The organism is Gilliamella sp. ESL0441, from assembly GCF_019469185.1.
GTDB lineage: Bacteria > Pseudomonadota > Gammaproteobacteria > Enterobacterales > Orbaceae > Gilliamella.
In genome coordinates this window covers 1,347,136-1,369,298 of sequence record NZ_CP048264.1, presented here as the reverse complement: position 1 = coordinate 1,369,298, position 22,163 = coordinate 1,347,136, and the positions used below count along the sequence as shown (strand labels likewise).

Here is a 22,163-nt window from a genome sequence, read left to right as displayed (position 1 = left end):
ACAGATGATTATATAAGAGTTGAATTGAAATAGAAATTTGATTGCAAAAAGTAAAACAATTTACAAAATTCTAGAGCGAACAGTAAATAGAATGAAATCTATTTACTGCTGGTTTAGTTAAATCAACGCATAAGATATTGTTTCGATCGATTAATCCAAATCACTAAAAAGAGTGTGCGTCCTAAACTAAATAAAATATAGGAAAACCACAAACCGTTATTGCCCCATATTGGTACAAAAATAGATTGAGCGATTAACCAAAGTAAAAGGGCAAGGATCATGGAATCACGAATAGAAGATGTATAACTGATGCCTGAAAACACCCCGTAATAGATCAATCCACCAGCAACCACAACCGGAAAAATAACTAACCAATAATGGTATTGTAGACAAAGATTAATAATGTCATTTTGATTGGTTAATAATCGGATTATCGTGGTGTCAAAAGCAAACCAGATTGCAATTAATATCACCGGACAAATCACACACGCTTGCAGTGACCAACGCAAGGTTTGTTGGTATAACGCCATATTTTGGGTGCCTTTAGCTTTACCACTAAATACACTTGACGCATTAGCAAAACCATCAAATAAATACGCCATTAAGTAATGGATTTGAAACAGTACCGCATTGGCCGCCAATACTTCAGTACTAAAACTTGAACCAATCGAAATAAAATGATTCGTTACAACTAGCAGGCAAATAGTTCGAATCATTAAATTAGTATTAACTAAAATTACCCCTTTCAATGACTGCCAAGAAAGGATCGATTTCAAATCCGTTTTTTGTTGTGATTGGGGTAAATAGCGACCAATAAACCCGATCCCTAACAACGTACAAATCACTTGCGCACTGAGTGTTGCAAATGCCACGCCTTGAATATCCCAATGAAAGCCCCAAACAAAAATGACCGCCATAATAATATTGAGTAAATTAATCAACACTTGCAAAAACAGCACGGCTTTTATTTTGGACATCCCCATTAACCAACCAACCAGCACATAGTTAATCAGTACAAACGGAGCTCCCCAAATTAGGATCGAAAAATAGATATCTGCATAATGCCTAACTTCTTCATTAGGTTTGATGATTTGCATTGAAGCACCAAAAATAAATTGCTGAAAAACAATAAATAAAATGCCTAAAACAATCGCAATAAACAGGGGGCGAATTAACGAAGAACGCAGTAATAGAGGATCATCTAATGCTTGTGCCGCAAATCCGGTGGTACTCACACGTAAAAAACCAAATAACCAATAAATGGTATTAAAGATCACCGCACCAACGGCAATGCCAGCAATAAAAGCAGGATTGGGTAGATGACCGACCAACGCAGTATCAACCACGCCCAATAATGGGGTTGTGATAGTTGAAATAATAAAAGGGATAACCAATGCTAAATAATCGTTAAAGCGATAACGTTTATTAACGGCGGATTGTGTTGTCATAGATTAAAAACCTAATATAGAGTCAAGAAGCTGTTTGGAATAATCATGACGGACATTACTCAATTGGGCAATATCGTCAACCTGTTCTACAATTCTTCCTTGATAAAAAAACATCACTCGATTACACAAATACGTAATCGTGGTTAAATCATGAGTAATAAAAATACTGGTTAAATTTAACTGTTTTTGCAAATCTGCCAATAACGATAAAATCTGCGTTTGAACAGAAATATCTAACGAACTGACTGCTTCATCAAACAAAATAAATTGCGGATGACAGGCAATCGCTCTGGCTATGCAAATTCGTTGCAATTGACCGCCACTCATTTCATGAGCAAACCGCTGACAGAATGAATGATCTAATCCAACTTGTTCCAATAATTGATCTATTCGTTTTTTTCGTGCTGTCGATGATAACTTTTCGTAAATATCAAGGGGTTCAGCAATAATATTAGCAGCCGTAAAATAAGGATTCACCGAAGCATTATAATCTTGAAACACAGCGCTAATATTACGTCGCTGTGATGAGCATTTCCATGCTCGTTTCGCAATATCTTGCCCGTTAAATAGGATCTTACCCGTATCGGGTTTTTCTAAACCTAAAATAAGCTTTCCAAGTGTGCTTTTGCCACTGCCACTTTCACCAATAATACCCAGACATTCGCCCTGTTTTAACGAGAAAGAAACATCTTTAATGACCTTGTTCTTCTTGCGACTAAACAGACCTTGATGAGGTTGTAAAAAGGATTTGCTTACCTGTTCAACTTGCAATAATGCAGACATTTAAGCACTCTCCAACGTCGGAATAAACATTTTAGGATAAACCACCGAATCAAATTTAGCTAATAACTGTTTGCGCGCGCTGATTAGATAACGGGTGTAATCATTTTCAGCATGATAAAAGATTTGATCTCGACAGCCTTGTTCAACAATTTTACCTTGTTGCATGACAACAATATGATCGGCAATATGATGTATCACGCCTAAATCGTGTGAAATAAAAATCATGGCGGTAGTTGATTGCTGCTTGATTTGTTCAAACATTTTCAAAATATGGAACTGACTAATCGAATCTAAAGCGGTTGTCGGTTCATCAGCAATGATCAATTCGGGTTTTAGCATTAATGCAATACCGATCATGATTCTTTGTAACATTCCACCACTCAATTGATGAGGATACTTATTATAAATCTGTTTGGGATCATTTAAACCGATTTCTTTAATCATGGTTAGTGTTTTGGCAACGGCCTCTTTTTTGCTTAAGGGAAGGTGTGCTTGTAATGTTTCGATGACTTGTTTGCCGATACGATAAAGCGGATCGAAAGCACTCATTGGATGCTGTAAAATGATCGCGATAGTGTTACCCCGAATCTGACGCAGTGTGTCAGCTGATTGGGTTAAAAGATCGCCTTTCACTTGTCTATTCAACTGGGGTTGTCTAGGATTAAAAAGAATTTGACCTTCGACTTTAAAATAGGGTTCTAATAACCCCATGATCGCTTTACTGGTTAAACTTTTACCACTACCACTTTCGCCGACAATGCCTACGCATTGGTGATGTTCAACATTAAACGAAATGTTATCCAATAACGTTTGACCATTATCAAGGTTAACCGTGAGATTTTTAACCTCTAACAGGGGGTTACACATGTGTTTTTTCCTTCGGATCTAAAATATCTCGCAAACAGTCACCTAATAGATTAAAAGCCGCCACGACGACTAAAATAGCTATCCCCGGATAGACCATTTGCATTGGATGTTGAATCATTACATTTTTGGCTTCACTAAGCATTAATCCCCATTCGGCAGTCGGTGCTTGCACGCCCAATCCAATAAAAGAGAGCGCCGAAATATTCAAAATGACCCAGCCTGTATCGAGCGTGGCTAACACCACTAATTCCGACATAATATTGGGTAACAAATGACGGCGAATAATAAAGCGGTGTGGTGCACCAATGGCACGTGAAAATAAAATATAATTTTTTCGACTGTATTTAATCACTGAACTGCGGATCATTCGGCTGTACCATGCCCATTTCACCACGATATTAGCAATAATCACGTTTTCAATCCCCACACCTAGCACTCCGACAATCGCTAAAATCATGACTTGACTAGGGAAGGAGAGCATAATATCGCAAAGGCGCATAATAACTTCATCAAATTTGCCTCGTTGGTAACCTGAAATTAGCCCGATGATTGAACCGACGATAATGGTAATTGTCATGGTTAGTAAGGATAAAAAGAGAGTCGAACGGATTCCATAAAGTAAACGAGAAAAGATATCTCGACCTAAATGATCACAGCCTAGCCAATGTTCAGTTGAGATACTGGCATATTTGCGGACAATACGAACTTTATTTGGATCAAATGGGGCAATATAGGGCGCAAAAATACCCAAAAGAATGATGATGGAGATGATCATCAAACAGCATAATGCCATTTTATTTTTCATCAACTGTCTTGCTAAACTCATGCTAAATCCCCACTATTTTGTAATCGAGGATCCAACCATTGATGCACCACATCAACAATAAAATTACATACGACAAATAAAATCGCCATAACTAAAATATAAGCTTGAATAACAGGATAGTCTCGATTCATGATAGCGGCTATACATAAGCGCCCAAGTCCCGGCCATGAAAAGATATATTCCACAACAAACGAACCGGCAATCAATTGTGGAATTGTCATGCCCAGTGCGGTTATGGTGGTATGTAATGAATTAACTAAGACATGTTTTAAAATTATCGCTCGTTCCTTTAATCCTCGACTACGTGCATAAAATACAAAGTAATTTTGCATATTTTCCAGCATATTATTACGAATAAAGCGAATATAAGTCGCAATATAAACAAAAGATAAAGTTATTGTCGGTAAAATAAGATTTTGCCATGTGCCATAACCATTTGTTGGTAACAGATCTAAATAATTAGCAAAAAACCAAATACACAGCAAACCAAGCCAATAACTAGGCATGGCGGTACCAATAAAAATGAGGATTCGAACAACATGATCGAAGACTGAGTTAGCAAAAATAGCACATAACACACCTAGCACTAAGCTAACGAATAAAGTAAGAACAAATGATGACACTGCCAAAAGTAAAGTTGGGGTTAAACAACGAATCATTTCATCCCAAACTAATCGATCCCGATGAACGAATGAACGTCCAAAATCCAGATGAAAAGCATGATATAACCAACTAAAATATCGAGACCAAAAGGGCTCATTTAACCCCAGCTCTTGGCGCATACTTTCGATGGCTACAGGCGTTGGCATAATCTCATTTAAGCGTAAAGCAACTTCAGCAGGATCAGAAGGGGCAAGGTTGATCAGCAAAAAGGCAATGAACGAGATACCGATCAAAATCGGTATCATCATCAATAAACGTTTAAAAATATAATGTAACATTATGACTAACTAATTATAACGCAATTAATAGTGCATTTTCTCAAAAGGAATATCAAATTGTGATGGAGCAAACTCAATGCCTTTAAGAGATTTAATAGCAATAGCTCGATTGCGTTCATAAGTTAAAGGAATATAGACCGCTTGTTTATGCAATGTTTCAAGCACATAACGATATAGGGCTTGGCGTTCTTGCTCGTCTGTTGAAATCAATGCTTTGCTAATGCTGGCATCAATTTGAGGCTTTTCTTTTAAGCCTTGTTGTGCCATATAATCCCCATATACTGGTAATTTCATACCGGATAAAAAGGATTGTGGATCATAAGGTGTACCCCAAGAAATATCGAATACCATATCAAAATCCCCCGCTTTTTGGCGGTCACGATAGCCTTGTTCTTCTTCACCGTGAATATTAAGTTTTAATCCAACTTGTTCAAATTCATCTTGCATATATTGGGCGATGGTTTTTTGTGAAGCAGTATTACTATCATAATACAGTGTGATTTCGAACGGTTTGCCGTCTTTTTGGCGATATTGTTGACCGTTTGCTTTTGTCCAACCTGCTTTATCCAAAAGTTGTTGTGCTAATTTAGTATCGTATTGATAAGGTTTTAATCCAATATTGGCATAAGGGATATTGGTCGCCATTAGGGTATCAGCCGGTGCTTCACTGTGATTAAAAATTCCTTCTGAAATATCATTTTTATTAATAATATGCTCAATAGCCTGACGCACATTAACATCACTCAATGCAGGGCGAGTCGTATTCATCAACACGATACGGCTTGAAACAGGTTTAGACATCAATGTCTGAAACTTATCCATTTTCGAAAAACGCTCGAAAGAATCGGCATCCACCATATTTTTGCCATAAATCAGATCGATTTCACCTTTTTCAAGTGCCATCAAACGGCTTTGATTATCCGCAATCACCTTCATTGTAACGGTTTTGAGTTGTGGTTTATTTCCCCAATAATTGGGATTGGCTGTAAAAATGGCATACTGATCTTTTTTATGATCACTTAACACATAAGGCCCCGTACCAATATAAGAATTAACGCCATTTTTGGTTTCACCATTTTTCATGGCATTAGGCGATATAAAACGCATAGGGCGGGTGACGGCAATCTCAATCAAAAATGGATAGTAAGGTTCAGACAGATTGACTTGTAGGGTATAATTATCAAGGGCTTTAATATCGGTAATTAAACGCACCATTTCAAGCCAAGTATGACGATCTTTATTTGAAAGTACGGCATCCCAATTTAATTTAGCGCTATGCGCATCGAATTTAGTACCGTCGCTAAATGTCACATCTTGTCGAAGTTTGAACGTATAGGTTTTTCCTTCATTACTGATTGTCCAGCTTTCCGCAAGCCAAGGTGAAAAAGAGCCATCTTCGTTATAATGGACTAAAGACTCATACAGCATATTTTGAGCCCACATCTCACCAGAATAGAGGTGAGGGTTTAGATCACGAATATCGCGAAAATTAGCAAAAGTGATATCATCTTTAGCGAAACAATTAAAGCTAGCTGAGGTTAATGCGAAAACCATTAACCATTTTTTGGTGCGGTTGAAATGTACTATCATGGGCAATCCGTTATGCAAAAGTTTTTAAAAAATAATCATTGATGCAACTAGTATCAAAAATGTTGTAAATACAATGATTTTTAGCGCAAGAATAGTAGCACAGATGCAAATGATAATAAATATCATCTAGTCTATTTTTTAGCAAAAAACTTACGAAATTTTGTTAAAACAAATCTTAATAGAACGATTTCATCGCAATCTTATTAACAGGGATAATAAATAATCAAACAAAAGTAATAGAATTGCTTTATAATAACTAACGAAAATTTAATTTTTGTTTATTTAGGAAACATTTCATGTCATTTGACTCTCTTGGTTTAGATGCCAAGATTTTAAAAGCACTACAAGAACAACATTACACTCAGCCCACCCCCATTCAACAGCAAGCCATTCCGGTGATCTTATCGGGAAAAGACCTCATGGCAAGTGCACAAACGGGCACCGGTAAAACGGCAGGGTTTGGTTTGCCAATTTTGCAAAAACTCATTGAACTACAAGCCAAAACAGCGAATCGCCCTGAAACAAAAAAGAAGAAACGCCCCCTTTATGCGTTAATTTTAGCGCCAACTCGTGAACTTGCTGCGCAAATTGGTGAAAACATTCGTGATTACAGCCGTCATTTAGCAATTCGTTCATTAGTTGTTTTTGGTGGCGTAAGCATTAATCCCCAAATGATGAAGTTGCGTGGTGGTGTGGATATTCTGATTGCTACACCCGGACGGTTACTCGATTTAGTCCACCAAAATGCTGTTGATCTTGCAACGGTTAAAGTGCTGGTTTTAGACGAAGCCGATCGCATGTTAGATATGGGTTTTATTCATGATATACGGCGAGTGATTGCAAAATTACCTAAAAAACGTCAAAATTTAATGTTTTCAGCAACGTTTTCAGATGAGATAAAAACACTAGCGGAAACGATTTTACATTCCCCTGAAACGGTTGCTGTCGCCAGAACCAACAGTACATCAACACAAATTACCCAATATGTTCATCGAGTAGACAAACGTCGTAAACGGGAATTACTATCGTACTTAATTGGTAAAAACCAATGGCAACAAGTATTAATTTTTACTCGCACTAAGTACGGCGCTAACCATTTAGCTGAGCAACTCACTAAAGACGGGATTAAAGCTTCAGCTATTCATGGTAACAAAAGCCAAGGCGCCCGCACCAAAGCCTTAGCCGATTTTAAAACCGGACAAATTCGGGCACTAGTCGCCACCGACATTGCAGCCAGAGGATTGGATATTGAACTATTGCCTTATGTGGTTAATTATGAATTACCGCAGGTTGCTGAAGATTACGTGCATCGAATTGGTCGAACAGGGCGAGCGCAAAATCAAGGGCAGGCGATTTCATTAGTCTGTATTGACGAACTGCCACAATTAAAAGCCATTGAAAAGTTGATCAAAAAACCAATACCCGAAATCCATACCGATGGTTTTGCCGTTGACCCAACCATTAAAGCTGAGCCGAAAACAAAATCTTCACCTAAAAAACGGCTATCGAAAAACGATCACAACACGCAAAATCGGTCTAATCAACCCAATAAGCGTGGTGGTGTTAACCGAACAAAAAAATACGCTAACACAAATAATAAACAAAGTCATACTCATTAAAATAGAAGGATATTATCATGGTAAATCGCAGTCGACGTTTACGTAAAAAATTACATATTGAAGAGTTTAAAGAGTTAGGTTTTACTGTCAGTTGGTCTTTTGACGAAGGGACAAGTGAAGAAACCTTAGATAACATTGTTGATCAGTTCATTCTCGAAGCTATCCAACCAAATGGTTTAGCATATGAAGGAAGTGGGTATCTAAATTGGAAAGGAATTGTCTGTACTCAAAAACTAGGAAATTGTACCGAAGCGCATCGTGACATTGTCACAAAATGGCTGGAAAGTCATGGCTTAAAAAATATCAAAGTCAGTCCGTTAATTGATATTTGGTGGGATGAATTAGATTTCTAATCGATTTTAAACCATATTTGATTAAGTTAGCTTAATTATTCAATAGCCACAATTGTGGCTATTTGTTTGCAATTCATTTAACTAATTATTCGATTCCTTGACTACGTAAATAATCTTCATAATTACCGGTATAATCGATCACTTTTTCTGGCGTAATTTCAACAATACGAGTCGCTAGCGAACTGACAAACTCACGGTCATGCGAAACAAAGAATAGGGTACCTTGATAAAGTTCTAACGCCATATTGAGCGACTCGATCGATTCCATATCTAAATGGTTAGTTGGTTCGTCCATGACAATGATATTCGGTTTTTGCATCATCAATTTACCAAATAGCATCCGTCCTTTTTCACCACCCGACAGCACTTTAACCTTCTTCTTAATATCATCTTGCGAAAATAATAAGCGACCTAAAACACTTCGTACAGCTTGTTCATCATCAGTAGGTTGCTTCCATTGGCTCATCCAGTCGAACACGGTTAATTCTTCATCAAATTCGTATTCATGATCTTGAGCATAATAACCGATATTGGCATTTTCTGACCATTTAATCTCGCCTTGTTCAGGGGTTAGTTCTCCCATTAAGGTTTTAATTAAAGTGGTTTTACCAATCCCATTGGTACCTAAAATGGCGACCTTCTCGCCGACTTCAACCATTAAATTAAGATTATCAAACAAAGGGCCATTATCAAAGCCTTTGGTCAAATTCTCAACGACTAAGGCATTACGGAACAATTTTTTATCTTGCTCAAAGCGTATAAATGGATTTTGACGGCTAGATGCTTTCACTTCCTCCAGTTTAATTTTCTCAATTTGTCTGGCTCGAGATGTCGCTTGTTTAGATTTCGATGCATTGGCACTAAAACGACTAACAAAAGATTGCAGTTCACTGATTTGCGCTTTCTTCTTAGCGTTATCCGCTAATAAACGCTCTCGGGCTTGTGTTGATGCCGTCATATAATCATCGTAATTACCCGGATAAATACGCAATTCACCATAATCAAGATCTGCCATATGGGTACAAACCATATTTAAAAAATGGCGATCATGCGAAATAATAATCATGGTACTTTCACGCTCATTAAGCGTATCTTCTAACCAACGGATGGTATCAATATCTAAGTTATTGGTTGGCTCGTCCAGTAATAAAATATCGGGATTCGAAAAGAGCGCTTGGGCTAATAACACACGTAGCTTCCAACCAGGGGCAATTTCACTCATTAAACCATAATGCTGTTCAATGGGAATGCCGACCCCTAGCAATAGTTCGCCAGCACGAGACTCGGCACTATAACCATCCATTTCGGCGTATTGGGTTTCTAAATCAGCCACTTTAAAACCATCTTCTTCACTCATTTCCGGTAAAGAATAGATGCGATCACGTTCTTGCTTGATTTCCCACAACTCAGTATGCCCCATAATCACCGTATCTAACACGGTAAAGGATTCAAAAGCGAACTGATCTTGACGTAATTTACCTAATCTTTCATGAGGATCTAACGCCACATTACCCGAAGTTGGTACTAAATCGCCACCAATGATTTTCATAAACGTTGACTTACCGCTACCATTGGCGCCAATAAGCCCATAACGATTGCCGTTCCCAAATTTAACCGAAATATTTTCAAATAGCGGTTTACTACCAAATTGCATGGTGATGTTATTTGTACTTAACACTGATCTATACTCTCTAAATGATTAACGCTTTAACTTGATGCTTTTAATACCTTATAAGTTAAAGTTAAAAAATGTGATTTAACGTACATTATGCCATAGTTTAAACCTTTTGAGGATCCTAATAGTATTGAAGTGAGTCTATAAGGGCTGTAGGATAATTATGAACTTCAATGATCTTATTATCCATAAAGTTAGGTGATTGAAAATAATATCTTTTATCTTTAATAAACAGGGTAAAGATAAAATCGCCTTGTGTTTGTTCTTTTGCTAATCCTTGATAGGCGCAAATATTGTTATCGTCTTTTAGGAATAATGGTAAATCATAATCAAGCTTATTGAGTTTAATCTTAGTATCACTAATAGTAACAGTTAAATTAGTGGAAAAATAATGACCATTAAAATCTTTTAAGGTAGTTGGTTGATATTGCGAAATAGTGTTAATTGCTGTTTGATAATGTTGTTTGTACCGTTCTTCTAACTCAGGATGTTGTTCGACTAATGCTTCGGTGACAAAGTCCCCTATAAAGTATCGAGAATTTTTAGGATATCGATAAGAATATAGTTGTGATTGTTTAGTGTGCTTATCAGTAAGTAAAAACCATGATTGCGAACCTAACAGGATATCATAAAGTTTATTATTTTTCGTTAATTCAGCTTTAATATAGATACCATCAGGGGTAAAACCATAGAAATGTTCAAAATTAACATCATCAGGTAAGTACTCTTCGTGCTTATTTTGAGTAATTTCGAGAATATTGTCTGCACTTAAATTCCAATCTAAACACATTTGATAATAAATTAGGTTTCGAAATTTTAAATCATGACATGACTTAGCAATATTGGTTATCTCATCTTGCGCTTTACAAGAGAAAATTATTAATAAGCTTGTTATCAGTATTAAAAATTTATTCATTATTTTACTCTTAAACTGTTAAATTTTTTATATAATTAATGCCAATAATTCATCATTTTTTTATATACATCTTTTCCTTCATTTGGATCTTTTGCACATAAATCTTCGTGACATTTTACATCATCTATTGTTAAATTATAGTGTTCTAAAAGAAATTTAACTAAACAAGATAATGACTTAGCTTGCTCTTCTGTTACCTCCTGCCAATAGCCGTGAGGTAAATTTCCATTAGCTCCAACTCTTTTTTTTCCATCAGAGGTATATGAATAACCACATACCTCAATTCCTATTGAATTATGATTTCCCCAATTATTGTCTTTAGTGATTTTATATTGTCCTCTCCCCATATGAGTTCCTTTTTTATATATGCTGATAGCATGATAAATTGTTCCATCTGTATTTTTAGCATTATCTATTACAAAGTGAGCGCCATATTTATTAGTATTCATATGAGATAAAGTTCCAGCAGCTACTCCACCCGCAGTTCTATGTAATACGATGATTTTAACTTCTGTCATATTGGAACCATTATTACAACTTGCTATTTTATTTTTTTCTACTTTACCTCCAGAAATAAATCCTTCAGAATCAATTTTTAATTTTGAACAAAAACAACTTGATAAATTATAAAGTGTAAAATATTCTTTTTCTTCATTTAAAAAATCATAATACCTTGCCCCCTTAACCGCATCGAATTCACCTGTAAGAATACCTTTAAAATTTACCTTAGTTGCGTTGGTATCTTTTATTTCTGTTCTTATGGTCAAATGAGTACTTTTATTTTCAAGACTATTTAATTTATCTACTAATTCCTGATACTTTTCATCATCTTTAGGACGAATTTCAATCTCTTGGATATACTCAATTTTCTCATCAATAGTAAATTGTAGTTCGGTTTTTTCAACTCCATTCACTAAAAAGGAAATAGATTTTTGTGGATATAAGTTTTGCTCATTACCTTTTTTTTCAATTTCACGAATGCTAATAACCAAAGATCCTTTAGGGGGCTTACCGTAACATTTAACTACAAGATAAATTTTGTCACCCAAACGGGCTTGATTTAATTTTAAATAGGTATATTCATTTGGTTTATTCGGGGCATTTACTTTTTTTGCAAAATAGGCATCCGTTACATTAATATCAAAATCAGATTGATGTAACAAATCATAAACAATTTGGTTAGGATTGGCTGAATAAGAATCCACTATTTCGGATTGATCGTTAGGGGATTTTATATTTTCTGTCGGAAGGCTTTCGTTTTCCATTATAGGATGTTTAAGTTGTTATGTTTATTTTTTTATTTATTGTTTACTTACCACCGTTCATATTTATGAGGGTGATAAGCATAATAATCGTTTGTTTACTACACAATCTTTAATTCAATTCATCAATTTCTTTATCCACAAATTTGCGTTCGACAAGCTCACCGTCTTTATAGGTTTCTGTGTACAAAAGTTTGCCTTTTTTAGCAGAAAATAGATCGATAGGACAACCTATTTTCCTTTGATAATCTAATTTATAAAACTTCCAAATTCCAATCGGTAACCCTTTATGGTAATTTGCTTCAAGATAAGTATAACGGTGAGAATAAGTATAATAACCGTTCGGTTTCTTCTCAATCCATAAACCTTCACGGGTATGATTTTCGACTAATCCTTGTTCTTCTTCATTTTGGAAAAATCCGTTTTGATCGTAATATCGAATAAATTTGCCTTCAGTCGAAATTTGGAATTTTTCATAACGGATAAAGTTAACGTATTCAACATCAATATCAAAGTATTTAATGTGAATAATTCCTTCTCTGTCAATATATAGACGTTTCCTATCAAAATTGGCATCAATATAAGCATTTAGGGAATCTAAGATGTTTCCTTGACTATCCATAACCACTAATTGTAATTTAGTGTAGGGTTTTACATTTGGTTTTTGTGAAGTAGGAACATCTTCACTAAAAAGGAATACTAAGTTTTGGTTATTTGATAAATTAATTTTCCATAATGGATATAATATTTCTTTATAGTTGTAATATATACTTGATTGGTTTTTTATAAACGGGTAGGGAAAAAAGTTATCATAATAGATATTAGCCATATTAGCATTAGTATAAGTATAAGTAATACTATCGGTAAGTTTTAAATCTCGTTTTTTACCTTTATAAACATCATAAAACAAATCTGAATGATTATAAGCTAAATCTATAGGTGTTTTATACCATGTATTGCTTGGATAATCGTATTTTTTCCAATTTGCTGGGAATTGGACGTCAATTAACTCTTTAGTTCCGAAAGGTAAAGTAATTACGGGAATTGAATTCTTCTTTTTCGAATCTGAAAAATCCTGAGATTTTATGCCTTGACAAGAACATAGAAAAATAACTAAAAGTAAAAGGTAATTTTTTTTCATTACAATAATTCCTTATATAATTGAATGAACATAATCTCTAGTAAAATTAACATACTTTGCATTATAAACAGAAGAATGTAAATGATCGTCATGCCCCTTCATTTTAATTGAGTGATTAATTTTTGGATACCAATATAATTCTCCTCTACCATGTCTTAACAAACCATAGTTTCTCATGCAATTAACAAATGCATTTTCTTGTTTAAGATTTTCCAAATAAATGGTATCAACAGCAATTCCATCAACATGTTCAGCACTTGGATAACAAGATCCATCTTTATACGAAAAACCACCACTTTTAATATAAATGTTACTCATTGATTTAGTTTGATTTAACTGAGCTAAAGCGCCCAAAAATGCTGCGTAAAATGCCGGATTGGCGTATCGCCTTCTTGTATTTTTAAATGCAAAGGTAATAACAAAGCTACCGTCTGGACTTTCATAATTTAAAGCTCTAAAAGCTTCACTACCTATGCCCGGATCTTCAAGAATATCGGCAAAAACCAGTTCTACATTATTTTCTTTGTTTTTATACCACATTTCTTTTTTAGAAGTAAATCTACTTGGGGTAGCAAGTACACCATTCTCATATATTTCAAGAGTTTGTGCATCTATTCTTTCATTCGCATTTATATTTTCTGAATGATCAATGGTATCAATAAGATTTCCTTTATCTTCATCTTTTGGAATATTAATTGATCTTATTTTTGATTTAACAGTTATTTTATTGGACTCACACACAAAATGTTCGTTATCATTTTTATCATAATAAAAATAACAAACCTTAGAGTTAACGCTGTTATTTAGTTCACCTATCGGCTTTCTGGTATTAGGTAAGGTTCTTATCGGTAAAAAATTAAATAAATTATCTTTGTGATAAATTTCTAGAAAATGTCTATTTACTACTCTAAATTGTTGCTTATCGGTTGATAAAAAAAGTCCCCCTTTGCTTCTCTCTTTGTTATCGTTACCATACGCACATTTATCTTTTTCTAGTTGTACCGACACTTTTATCGTACCATTGGCATCTTTCAAACGGTTTGCCCAATTATCAAAAGCGGGACGGGTGCTAGGGCGCAGTTGCAATTTCACAATGGCACGGTGAGAATGATCGGCTAAGTTGGTATAAGGACAACTACCGCTATTATTATGTAAGGCATTTGTATTACCTACCACAGCCGTGATATTTCGAGCTGATACATATTGACGGGATTCATTAAACTGCATGACTTCGAGTACTTCGGAGTTTCCCGTGAGTGCTTTGCTTTGTAATTGAACGTTGATGGATTCATTAACTGTTAAATTTCGGGTTTCAATGACTAAATAAACCGTTTTTCCTAAAATAGAATCATACGTTAGCAAATTATCTTCTCCGTCTCGTTGAGGATGTAGTGAATCTATGGGGTCAAATGATACTTGATTTTTTTGTACTTTTTTTTTCGCAAAATATACACTGTATATCCTTTTTAACCCATCGTTTGGTGGGTTAACTGGGTTAACACTAACGGTTTGCCCTGTTTTGATAATGCTAACATTTGTACTTCCACTTTGAGATTGACCTGTACTGGTACTTGTTTGTGTACTGGAAGAAGAACTTGCAGCTTGTGAACTGCTGCACGAGGTGAAAAAGAGGCAGAAAAATAGAGCTATAATTAAAGCAGCATGAAAACGGCTGGTTCCATATTTACGATCCAACTGTTTTTGTAATTGTACGGCATGTTTTAATTGTTTATATTTCCTCATGGCGTAAAGTTTTAAGTTGATAGTTTATTTTTTTTTCATAGTGTTTTCCAAAGGTAAAATGAATGTCAAAGGAAGCGTCTTTTACCGTGCCTGATGAAGTAAGATTATAGTTTCCTTGATATTCTTCTAAGCAAGGAAGTGCCTTTTCAGATGAAATTTTAATACCTTTCAACGCAAAAAGTTTACGTAATCCGTCAAGGTCGGGCGTTTGGTGTAAACTACCGTTTATTTGGATATTGGTTGAATTTTTTTGCAGCGTTTCATTAATATAAAAAATGGTATTGGGTATCAATTGTGTATTCCTAACGATAGGATCTTGTTCATGAGCAAGCGGTAAATATAAGGAAATAGCAGGGTAGTAATTAAGGGTGAGTAAAACCCGTTGTTTATCTGTATATAAATTTCTATATTCCAAAAAATCTGTATTGTCTGTGTATTTTTTAGATAGTTGATCTAAAATTAATTTTGCTTTCTTTTGCACTTCGTTAAAGTTTGTAAGGTCGTGCAGAGTGCCTTGTGGTGAGATTATGATTTGCAAATCGGAAGTAATAAGATCTAATTTCTTATGTAATATCTTATCAGTTTCCGACATACGAGTACTCCAATATTGATTCTTAAACGTTTCCCAACGTACTTTAAAAAACTCTTGTATAGAATAACGGGTGCAGTATATGAGTGCGGTTTGTACCTCACGTTCTTCGATACCATTAATACGGGTCAACTCTTCTTGTTGAAAGTCGTAATATCTTTGTGTTGTGGTTGGAAACGATCCTAAAATTATTTTAGATTTCTGCATGTATTTGGATATATTTTTCGAATAAAAAGGTAAATACCTCTACTTATTACCATGAGGTTTTTTATTTTTCAAACTCACCGATTAAAAGCCGTCCTCCTCCGTCATCACTCTCATTTTTGTCATAAAATGTGGCATCTAATATGATAAATTTATCTTTATAAAATCCGACAGGTTCAGAGGCAATAAAAAAGCCCTTAAACTCTTTTTCATACCATGTTTTACCATAATCATACGAATATCGGAAAATAGGATAAAGGGCTGAAGTAAGTTTATAATCGCATGCAAAATTTTTATAGCGATAATATCTACTTCTATCCCCTTTTTCGAAAGTATATAAAAGCTCTTCTTTATTATTATAATAAGAACCTCCACCTTTAGACTTATTTTCATTGAATTTAGTAAAAAAATATTCACCATCCTTATAAGTCAGCACATCATAATTATTATGTAATTGCTGTATGACGGTTTTTGTATTGTTTTTCGGGTTGTAGCGAATGAGTTGTTTGGCATCAAGAATAAGTAATGTATCATCAGCAGTAACCCAAAAAGAATGGTTATTTAATTCGTAGGGTAAAGGATACAGTTCCTCTCGATTCAATAAATTAACCAGTTTTAATGCCTTGTTATGGGAATATACGGCATATTTTCCATTAAAATTATAATAGGAGATATCAGCTTCAGAATCATATTCATCGATTTTAACTATTTTTAAGCTGTTGTTATCTAAAAGATACATGGAATTTTTTTTACTGTTGTCGGGTAATCTACTTTGAGCTTTTATTAATGAATAATCATTGCTGGGAGAAATCCATCTCATATCTTGTTCGGGAAGCGTTATTTCTTGATAACTTTTGCCCCGATCTTTCGATACATGTATTACTGCTTGATACCCTCTTTGGATTGAATCAAAGGCATTAAGATCTTTATTTCCAATCAAAATAATGGTGTTTTCATTGAGGGCTATAAATTCTTCAAAACGAAAAGCAGACATCGGATCTAAGACAGTTGCTTGGTCGGTTAATTGGTATAATTGATTAAAATCGTATTTGGCTATCCATTTCATATTTCCTTGTTTAACGGGGTTACAGCTCCATAAGGCGAAGCTTACTAAAATTGTTATCAATATTTTTTTATTCAAACTTATCATCCTTTAAAATATATTTTTTAAACAGTCTTAGCATCGTGGTACTTGTAATTGACTGATAATCTAAATTTTGAGCCATAATAAGAGCCTGTTTCCAAGTATCCCAACCGAACCACTCTTTCAAGTCGGGGGTTAATATTATTTTTATTAAATCATCTGCCGGCAATTTTTTCATTTCTTTAGGATTATACGCATCGGGATGAGTGGCAAAAGCAAATTCTTGAAAACGGTCATTATCTAATTCAATATCAGTATAATATTTTTCCATTTTATTTGCACGAATTCTATCCAAATCATCTTGGTCACATTGACTACACTGTTCTATTTCTTCATCAGAAGGCTCAAAATTTTTGTTAAAATTATTTTCCCATTTTCCCAATGTTTTCCAGTCTTTTGGATATATTTTATCAAATTTAGCTCTATAAGATTTATTAATCACCCCTTGTTCCATATATTCTTGCAACTTTAATCTTGCTTTTATTAACCACCGTTGCCCTCTTTGGGTCAAAGTTGGCATTAAGACTTTAGAGAAGCGAACGCAATATTTATATCCGTAACTGGTAGCAGGAACTGGTTTATATGAACTACCATTTTTCTTAACTTCTGAGATTACCATTTTGTCCATCTCTTCGGTTAAACTTTTTGTCAACCACTCTTTAGCAGTATTAATAAAATCATATTTACTGATTTCTCGCATTTCTCCAAAATAATAAACCGGAGGCATATGATTGCATAAACTGTGACGTCTCATAAAATCTTCATATCTAAATTTATAAAATTCACAATTTCCATAATTTCCGTTGTTGTAACTGATAATTACATTTCTATCACAGCCGATTACAGTTATTTTTTTCACCGTAGGAATGGGTTTTGCAACTGCCGTGTTCGGGGAAGGATTACAACTTATGTAGGATTCTTTAACTAAAACTCTTTGCTCCTGAATTACGGTTTTACCCAAATTTTGCCACGGCGATAAGTTGATTACACTTTGACAAGCGGGTTTTTTATCCCCCCATTTGGGATGATTACAAACGCCTGAAAATTTCAGATTAATCATATTATTTCCGTCGCCTTCTGTAGCACAAATGCGATCTTGTAATAATATTTCGTTAGATGTTACCTTAAGTTTTCCTTCTGACTGTGCGTACGGACAATGTAAGGTTGCGCCATGTATTACCATTTCTCGCTTTTCTTCGGGCTGTCCTTCCTTTAGCAATCTTTCATTTTCTGCTCTTAATTTATTGGCAATTTCTTCTTTTCGGGCGGTTTCTGTTTTCGCTGTTTGTCTTTGCGTATTTTGGGTTAATTCTTGAGAATCTACCCAAAAACCTTGTTCAGATTCTTCGGCTAAAAAGTTAAATTTCTTTTCTTTGTCCATTTCATTTTTTTTACTTATTAACCTTTACTTATTTTTACATCATCTCCACCTTGTAAGACAGATAGCGTAGTACCTCTCATCAGTAAACTGCCTTTTAATGTTTGTATATTTGCATTTCCTGATTCTTGATAATAATAATTTCCAATCATTTCAGCTTTATTGCTAGATATGCTGTTGCTCAAATTTTCAGAATAATAAGAAGAATTATGGTTTACTCTTTCAGTTTTATCATTTTGAACTGAAACATTCATGTTTTCACTTTTAATATTATTTATTTTTGACATTGAAACATTTAGGATCATCAATTGAATTTATGATTAAATTAATTTCATTTCCTTTCTTTCTTGACATACTATATTTACAGATTTGAATAGTATTTCCCGATTGGATTTGTTCCATGGATATTAATTCTAATAAGCTGTTTTTATCCTTTTCGAAGATGAATTTATCAACCGTTAAATGTCTGGTTTCTTGTATAATTTCTAAGGTATATTCTTTTTTACTTACTTTTGTCAAAGTAAATGTTAAATCATTTCTATCACCATAGTTACTAATTAATAATTTATAGTTTTCTTTAAATTTTATATTTCCTTGTTCTATTTGAATTATAAAATGATCATACGGTTGTTCCGATACTAAATTTTTATGGAACTCCCCTGCATTATCAAATTGAATATGAAAAATATTATTTTTAATAATATGAGCTTCGCTCTCATCTTGAAACTTTTGTTTACTATAAACATTTTTAACCTGTCCTTGACAAGAAAAAGTTAATATAATTATTAGAATAAAAAACATTCCTTTATTTTTTATTAATACACTCATTATATTTCATTATACCTTTTAATATTTCTGTAAACTTCTTTCTTCTTCTAAACCATTGGGGACTTTTACATTTCATTAATTGCTCATGATACCAATAAAATTTGTATGATTAATAGATAAATTAAATCAAAAATAATTATATTATACTAAGCGTGTTTAACATCGTCCTATTTTTCAAAATCACCGATTAATAACCTTCCTCCTCGATCTTCAGGATCTGGTTTATCATGGAATGATGCACGTAAAATGATAAACTTATCTTTATAAAATCCGACAGGTCTAGAGGCAGTAAACATGCCTTTTAACTCATACTTATACCAAGTTTGTCCATAGTCATATGAATATCGGATCGACGGGTTAATAGATGATAAAAGTTTATAGTCGCATACAAAATTTTTATATCGGTAAAAGTTATCATTTTTTGAATCAAGTGTGTATAACTCTTTTTCCTCTTCATTATAAAAAGTTGCAGATGTTTTTAACAAGTTAGCTTTACCCAAAACAAAAGTGTCATCTTGATATAGTAAGACATCATAGTTATTTTTGAAACTTTTGATGATTTGCTTGTTTTGGGTTTTAGGGTCATAACTAATGATCTGATTTTTTTGTAAAGTTAGAATGTTACCCTGTGCGGTTAAATAAAATGGCTGATTGTTTAAGTCGTCAGGCAAGGGGTATTCTTCTTCTCGATTCAATAAATTAATCAGTTTTAAATTGCCTCGATTGGAATATATGACATATTTACCGTTGAATTTTTTATAATCGATATCATCGGCAGATAAATACTCATCTATTTTAACCACTTTTAGACTCTTATGATCTAAAAGATATTGGGAAATTTTTTTACTGTTATCGGGTAATCTATTTTGAGCTTCTACTAATGAATAATCATTACTGGTATCAATCCATTTCATCTCTTGTTCGGGTAGCAATAATTCTTGATAACTTTTGCCCCGATCTTTCGATATAAGTATTACCGCTTGATATCCTATTTGGCTTGAATCGAAAGAGCGAAGACTTTTATTTCCGATTAAAATAATGGTGTTTTCGTTAATTGCTTTAAAATCCTCAAAACGAAAAGCAGACATTGGGTCTAAGACAGTTGCTTGGTCGGTTAATTGGTATAATTGATTAAAATCGTATTTGGCTATCCATTTCATATTTCCTTGTTTATCTGGGTTACAGCTGAATAAAAAAAGGCTTAATAGGGTAGTGATAATGAATTTATTATTTAGGGATATCATCATAAAAAATACTCTAGTTACATATCCTTTGTTATCGGACTGTTGTTATTAAATTTCAAAAAAACTAACAACCATTATAAGGATTAGTTTTGAATCATTGTTTTTTCAAACGACTATTTTGTATCGGCTTGCTTACCACCGTTTATATTAATAAAGGTGATAAGTAAAATAACCAGTATATTTAATATACTATCGTTACTTCAATTCATCAATTTCTTTATCCACAAATTTGCGTTATAATTTTCATCAGGAAGTTAGTTGATTTTTTCAATAATTAATTTTATATATTTATAATCAGTATTATAAAAACCTTTTTCGTTCCATATAGTATTAGTTACTTTTATGTATAGGATATTGTCATTCCAAACCAAATCCCAAATAATCCATTTTTCTGTTTCGAAACGAAAATTATGCTTTATATGATTATTTTTAATCTTGTATAAGTCTATAATGGACTTTGATGCTTCATAATCTATGTAAAAGGTAGTAAAATGCGTTTTTGCCTTATTTATATAGGGTATTCCTTGTAAAGTAATTGTATTATTTTTGTTATCCTGAATTTTAACCTCACTATCTTCATAATATGAAACTTTAATAATATCCTTATTCAAGGGTTTCCAATAACCATAATAGTCATAAATTTTCATGGATTCGTTATCGTTCAAATTATTTATATAGGTTTTATTGTTCACTTTTAAGTATGTTTCTGTCTTTATAAATCTTTTATCATTTTTTTCAATCATTGGGTCATAAATTTTTTTCATATGACTGAATTCTTGTGCGCTGCTTTTTTCTTCTATAAAGTTTATTGAAAACTTTTTTAGATTATTAGTTTCACTATTTGTTAATTCTATTTTCAATGGTTCGTGACAAACTCTGTTATTAGATAATGAATAAATACCTTGAATGTTACTATTTACACATCCTATAACTAAAAAGCTTAATATTGTTAAAATATATTTCATTGGTTTAGTCTTCTTTTTCAATTATCGGTTATACTTTCCAAATAAATTTTTCACCTCATTATTCTTTTGTTTTAATATTTATTCAATAGGTTTTACATCATTAATAGCCAGTAAATTATATCTAGCTCCGTTTGAATAAACCTTTAATAAAAACGCGGTATTTAGTGTTCGTATATTTGTTTTACTACAATATTTTGTAATTATTTCATGGTTAGTAACAGTTAAGTAAAGATTTGTATTATCTTGTTTAAAGTTAAATGCAGTGGGTTCTGTATTAGTCTTTTTATATTGATAATAAAGGATAAATTCGATTTTTTTAGATAAAAAACCATCCATTTTTTCTTCATCATATATATAGTTTCCTTTCCCACAATAATCAGATAATGTTGCTTCAAATTGCACATTATCCACTTGTATAGAATCTATATTGTTAGGTATGGCATATATATTTGATAATGAGATTTTTTCACCATCTATTAAGGTAAGGGAATGACTAAGAATGAAGTTTTCATCTTTTGATTCTATATTTCTTTGAACTGGATTAGTGTTAGATACATTTCCTCCACTGCAATTAACGATAAAGGGAATGAGTAAACAGCGTGCTATTTTTTTCATTTTATTTTAGATTTCTTCATGTATTTAGTTAT

21 protein-coding genes are annotated in these 22,163 nt (G+C 33.5%); 2 read left to right on the top strand and 19 right to left on the bottom strand.

Translation table 11 applies throughout. The annotated features are described in order from the left end of the window. Window positions 1-122 precede the first annotated feature (122 nt). Genes GYM75_RS06020 through nikA form a run of 6 tightly spaced genes read right to left on the bottom strand, consistent with a single transcriptional unit; the run spans window position 123 to window position 6,455 of the window. On the bottom strand, window positions 123-1,448 hold the full coding sequence (locus tag GYM75_RS06020) for an MATE family efflux transporter (protein WP_220217251.1): 1,326 nt from the start codon (window positions 1,446-1,448) through the stop codon (window positions 123-125). 3 nt (window positions 1,449-1,451) lie between these two features. Beyond that, on the bottom strand, window positions 1,452-2,231 hold the full coding sequence (locus GYM75_RS06015; RefSeq protein ID WP_220217250.1) for an ABC transporter ATP-binding protein: 780 nt from the start codon (window positions 2,229-2,231) through the stop codon (window positions 1,452-1,454). Beyond that, entirely contained in the window at window positions 2,232-3,098 is an 867-nt protein-coding gene (locus GYM75_RS06010) for an ABC transporter ATP-binding protein (protein ID WP_220217249.1), read from the bottom strand. Continuing rightward, entirely contained in the window at window positions 3,091-3,924 is an 834-nt protein-coding gene (opp1C, locus tag GYM75_RS06005) for a nickel/cobalt ABC transporter permease (protein ID WP_220217248.1), read from the bottom strand. The genes GYM75_RS06010 and opp1C overlap by 8 nt, the downstream gene beginning before the upstream one ends. Beyond that, entirely contained in the window at window positions 3,921-4,865 is a 945-nt protein-coding gene (gene opp1B, locus GYM75_RS06000) for a nickel/cobalt ABC transporter permease (RefSeq protein ID WP_220217247.1), read from the bottom strand. The genes opp1C and opp1B overlap by 4 nt, the downstream gene beginning before the upstream one ends. 24 nt (window positions 4,866-4,889) lie before the next feature. Further along, complete coding sequence (gene nikA / locus GYM75_RS05995) at window positions 4,890-6,455, bottom strand: nickel ABC transporter substrate-binding protein (RefSeq protein ID WP_220217246.1); 1,566 nt, start codon at window positions 6,453-6,455, stop codon at window positions 4,890-4,892. 296 nt (window positions 6,456-6,751) lie between these two features. Here nikA and GYM75_RS05990 point away from each other — a divergent pair, with 296 nt between their 5' ends. Together GYM75_RS05990 and GYM75_RS05985 are read left to right on the top strand one after the other, a co-directional pair. Then, on the top strand, window positions 6,752-8,074 hold the full coding sequence (locus GYM75_RS05990) for a DEAD/DEAH box helicase (RefSeq protein WP_220217245.1): 1,323 nt from the start codon (window positions 6,752-6,754) through the stop codon (window positions 8,072-8,074). 17 nt (window positions 8,075-8,091) lie between these two features. Then, window positions 8,092-8,427 carry a YggL family protein gene (locus tag GYM75_RS05985; RefSeq protein ID WP_220217244.1) on the top strand — a complete coding sequence of 112 codons (336 nt, stop codon included), beginning with the start codon at window positions 8,092-8,094 and terminating at the stop codon, window positions 8,425-8,427. Between the two features lie 85 nt (window positions 8,428-8,512). Here the strand turns inward: GYM75_RS05985 and GYM75_RS05980 are convergent, their stop codons facing one another. From GYM75_RS05980 to GYM75_RS05920, 13 genes are all read right to left on the bottom strand, one after another. Next, complete coding sequence (locus tag GYM75_RS05980) at window positions 8,513-10,105, bottom strand: ABC-F family ATPase (RefSeq protein WP_220217243.1); 1,593 nt, start codon at window positions 10,103-10,105, stop codon at window positions 8,513-8,515. Between the two features lie 118 nt (window positions 10,106-10,223). After that, window positions 10,224-11,018 carry a hypothetical protein gene (locus tag GYM75_RS05975; RefSeq protein ID WP_220217242.1) on the bottom strand — a complete coding sequence of 265 codons (795 nt, stop codon included), beginning with the start codon at window positions 11,016-11,018 and terminating at the stop codon, window positions 10,224-10,226. Window positions 11,019-11,053: 35 nt separating this feature from the next. Then, complete coding sequence (locus tag GYM75_RS05970; protein ID WP_220217241.1) at window positions 11,054-12,283, bottom strand: peptidoglycan recognition family protein; 1,230 nt, start codon at window positions 12,281-12,283, stop codon at window positions 11,054-11,056. 109 nt (window positions 12,284-12,392) lie between these two features. Then, the gene (locus tag GYM75_RS05965) at window positions 12,393-13,421 is read right to left on the bottom strand and encodes a hypothetical protein (RefSeq protein ID WP_220217240.1); all 1,029 of its coding nucleotides are present in this window, start codon (window positions 13,419-13,421) and stop codon (window positions 12,393-12,395) included. Window positions 13,422-13,433: 12 nt separating this feature from the next. Further along, window positions 13,434-15,164 carry a hypothetical protein gene (locus tag GYM75_RS05960; protein WP_220217239.1) on the bottom strand — a complete coding sequence of 577 codons (1,731 nt, stop codon included), beginning with the start codon at window positions 15,162-15,164 and terminating at the stop codon, window positions 13,434-13,436. Further along, window positions 15,151-15,960, bottom strand: a complete 810-nt coding sequence (locus GYM75_RS05955) for a hypothetical protein (protein WP_220217238.1) — start codon at window positions 15,958-15,960, stop codon at window positions 15,151-15,153. The genes GYM75_RS05960 and GYM75_RS05955 overlap by 14 nt, the downstream gene beginning before the upstream one ends. 61 nt (window positions 15,961-16,021) lie before the next feature. Further along, on the bottom strand, window positions 16,022-17,023 hold the full coding sequence (locus GYM75_RS05950) for a hypothetical protein (RefSeq protein WP_220217237.1): 1,002 nt from the start codon (window positions 17,021-17,023) through the stop codon (window positions 16,022-16,024). A 67-nt stretch (window positions 17,024-17,090) separates the two neighbouring features. Further along, entirely contained in the window at window positions 17,091-18,482 is a 1,392-nt protein-coding gene (locus tag GYM75_RS05945; protein WP_220217236.1) for a PAAR-like protein, read from the bottom strand. Window positions 18,483-18,499: 17 nt separating this feature from the next. After that, the gene (locus tag GYM75_RS05940; protein ID WP_220217235.1) at window positions 18,500-18,733 is read right to left on the bottom strand and encodes a hypothetical protein; all 234 of its coding nucleotides are present in this window, start codon (window positions 18,731-18,733) and stop codon (window positions 18,500-18,502) included. A gap of 16 nt (window positions 18,734-18,749) precedes the next feature. Then, window positions 18,750-19,307, bottom strand: coding sequence for a hypothetical protein (locus GYM75_RS05935; protein ID WP_220217234.1), 558 nt, complete (start codon window positions 19,305-19,307; stop codon window positions 18,750-18,752). Window positions 19,308-19,474: 167 nt separating this feature from the next. Next, complete coding sequence (locus tag GYM75_RS05930) at window positions 19,475-20,467, bottom strand: hypothetical protein (protein ID WP_220217233.1); 993 nt, start codon at window positions 20,465-20,467, stop codon at window positions 19,475-19,477. Between the two features lie 338 nt (window positions 20,468-20,805). After that, window positions 20,806-21,516, bottom strand: coding sequence for a hypothetical protein (locus GYM75_RS05925; protein ID WP_220217232.1), 711 nt, complete (start codon window positions 21,514-21,516; stop codon window positions 20,806-20,808). A 78-nt stretch (window positions 21,517-21,594) separates the two neighbouring features. Further along, on the bottom strand, window positions 21,595-22,131 hold the full coding sequence (locus tag GYM75_RS05920) for a hypothetical protein (protein ID WP_220217231.1): 537 nt from the start codon (window positions 22,129-22,131) through the stop codon (window positions 21,595-21,597). Between the last annotated feature and the right edge of the window lie 32 nt (window positions 22,132-22,163).

Coding starts and splice junctions, on each gene's coding strand:
- GYM75_RS06020 (WP_220217251.1), bottom strand. CDS start 1,448: ATGACAACACAATCCGCCGTTAATAAACGTTATCGCTTTAACGATTAT.
- GYM75_RS06015 (WP_220217250.1), bottom strand. CDS start 2,231: ATGTCTGCATTATTGCAAGTTGAACAGGTAAGCAAATCCTTTTTACAA.
- GYM75_RS06010 (WP_220217249.1), bottom strand. CDS start 3,098: ATGTGTAACCCCCTGTTAGAGGTTAAAAATCTCACGGTTAACCTTGAT.
- opp1C (WP_220217248.1), bottom strand. CDS start 3,924: ATGAGTTTAGCAAGACAGTTGATGAAAAATAAAATGGCATTATGCTGT.
- opp1B (WP_220217247.1), bottom strand. CDS start 4,865: ATGTTACATTATATTTTTAAACGTTTATTGATGATGATACCGATTTTG.
- nikA (WP_220217246.1), bottom strand. CDS start 6,455: ATGATAGTACATTTCAACCGCACCAAAAAATGGTTAATGGTTTTCGCA.
- GYM75_RS05990 (WP_220217245.1), top strand. CDS start 6,752: ATGTCATTTGACTCTCTTGGTTTAGATGCCAAGATTTTAAAAGCACTA.
- GYM75_RS05985 (WP_220217244.1), top strand. CDS start 8,092: ATGGTAAATCGCAGTCGACGTTTACGTAAAAAATTACATATTGAAGAG.
- GYM75_RS05975 (WP_220217242.1), bottom strand. CDS start 11,018: ATGAATAAATTTTTAATACTGATAACAAGCTTATTAATAATTTTCTCT.
- GYM75_RS05970 (WP_220217241.1), bottom strand. CDS start 12,283: ATGGAAAACGAAAGCCTTCCGACAGAAAATATAAAATCCCCTAACGAT.
- GYM75_RS05965 (WP_220217240.1), bottom strand. CDS start 13,421: ATGAAAAAAAATTACCTTTTACTTTTAGTTATTTTTCTATGTTCTTGT.
- GYM75_RS05960 (WP_220217239.1), bottom strand. CDS start 15,164: ATGAGGAAATATAAACAATTAAAACATGCCGTACAATTACAAAAACAG.
- GYM75_RS05955 (WP_220217238.1), bottom strand. CDS start 15,960: ATGCAGAAATCTAAAATAATTTTAGGATCGTTTCCAACCACAACACAA.
- GYM75_RS05950 (WP_220217237.1), bottom strand. CDS start 17,023: ATGAAATGGATAGCCAAATACGATTTTAATCAATTATACCAATTAACC.
- GYM75_RS05945 (WP_220217236.1), bottom strand. CDS start 18,482: ATGGACAAAGAAAAGAAATTTAACTTTTTAGCCGAAGAATCTGAACAA.
- GYM75_RS05940 (WP_220217235.1), bottom strand. CDS start 18,733: ATGAATGTTTCAGTTCAAAATGATAAAACTGAAAGAGTAAACCATAAT.
- GYM75_RS05935 (WP_220217234.1), bottom strand. CDS start 19,307: ATGAGTGTATTAATAAAAAATAAAGGAATGTTTTTTATTCTAATAATT.
- GYM75_RS05930 (WP_220217233.1), bottom strand. CDS start 20,467: ATGAAATGGATAGCCAAATACGATTTTAATCAATTATACCAATTAACC.
- GYM75_RS05925 (WP_220217232.1), bottom strand. CDS start 21,516: ATGAAATATATTTTAACAATATTAAGCTTTTTAGTTATAGGATGTGTA.
- GYM75_RS05920 (WP_220217231.1), bottom strand. CDS start 22,131: ATGAAAAAAATAGCACGCTGTTTACTCATTCCCTTTATCGTTAATTGC.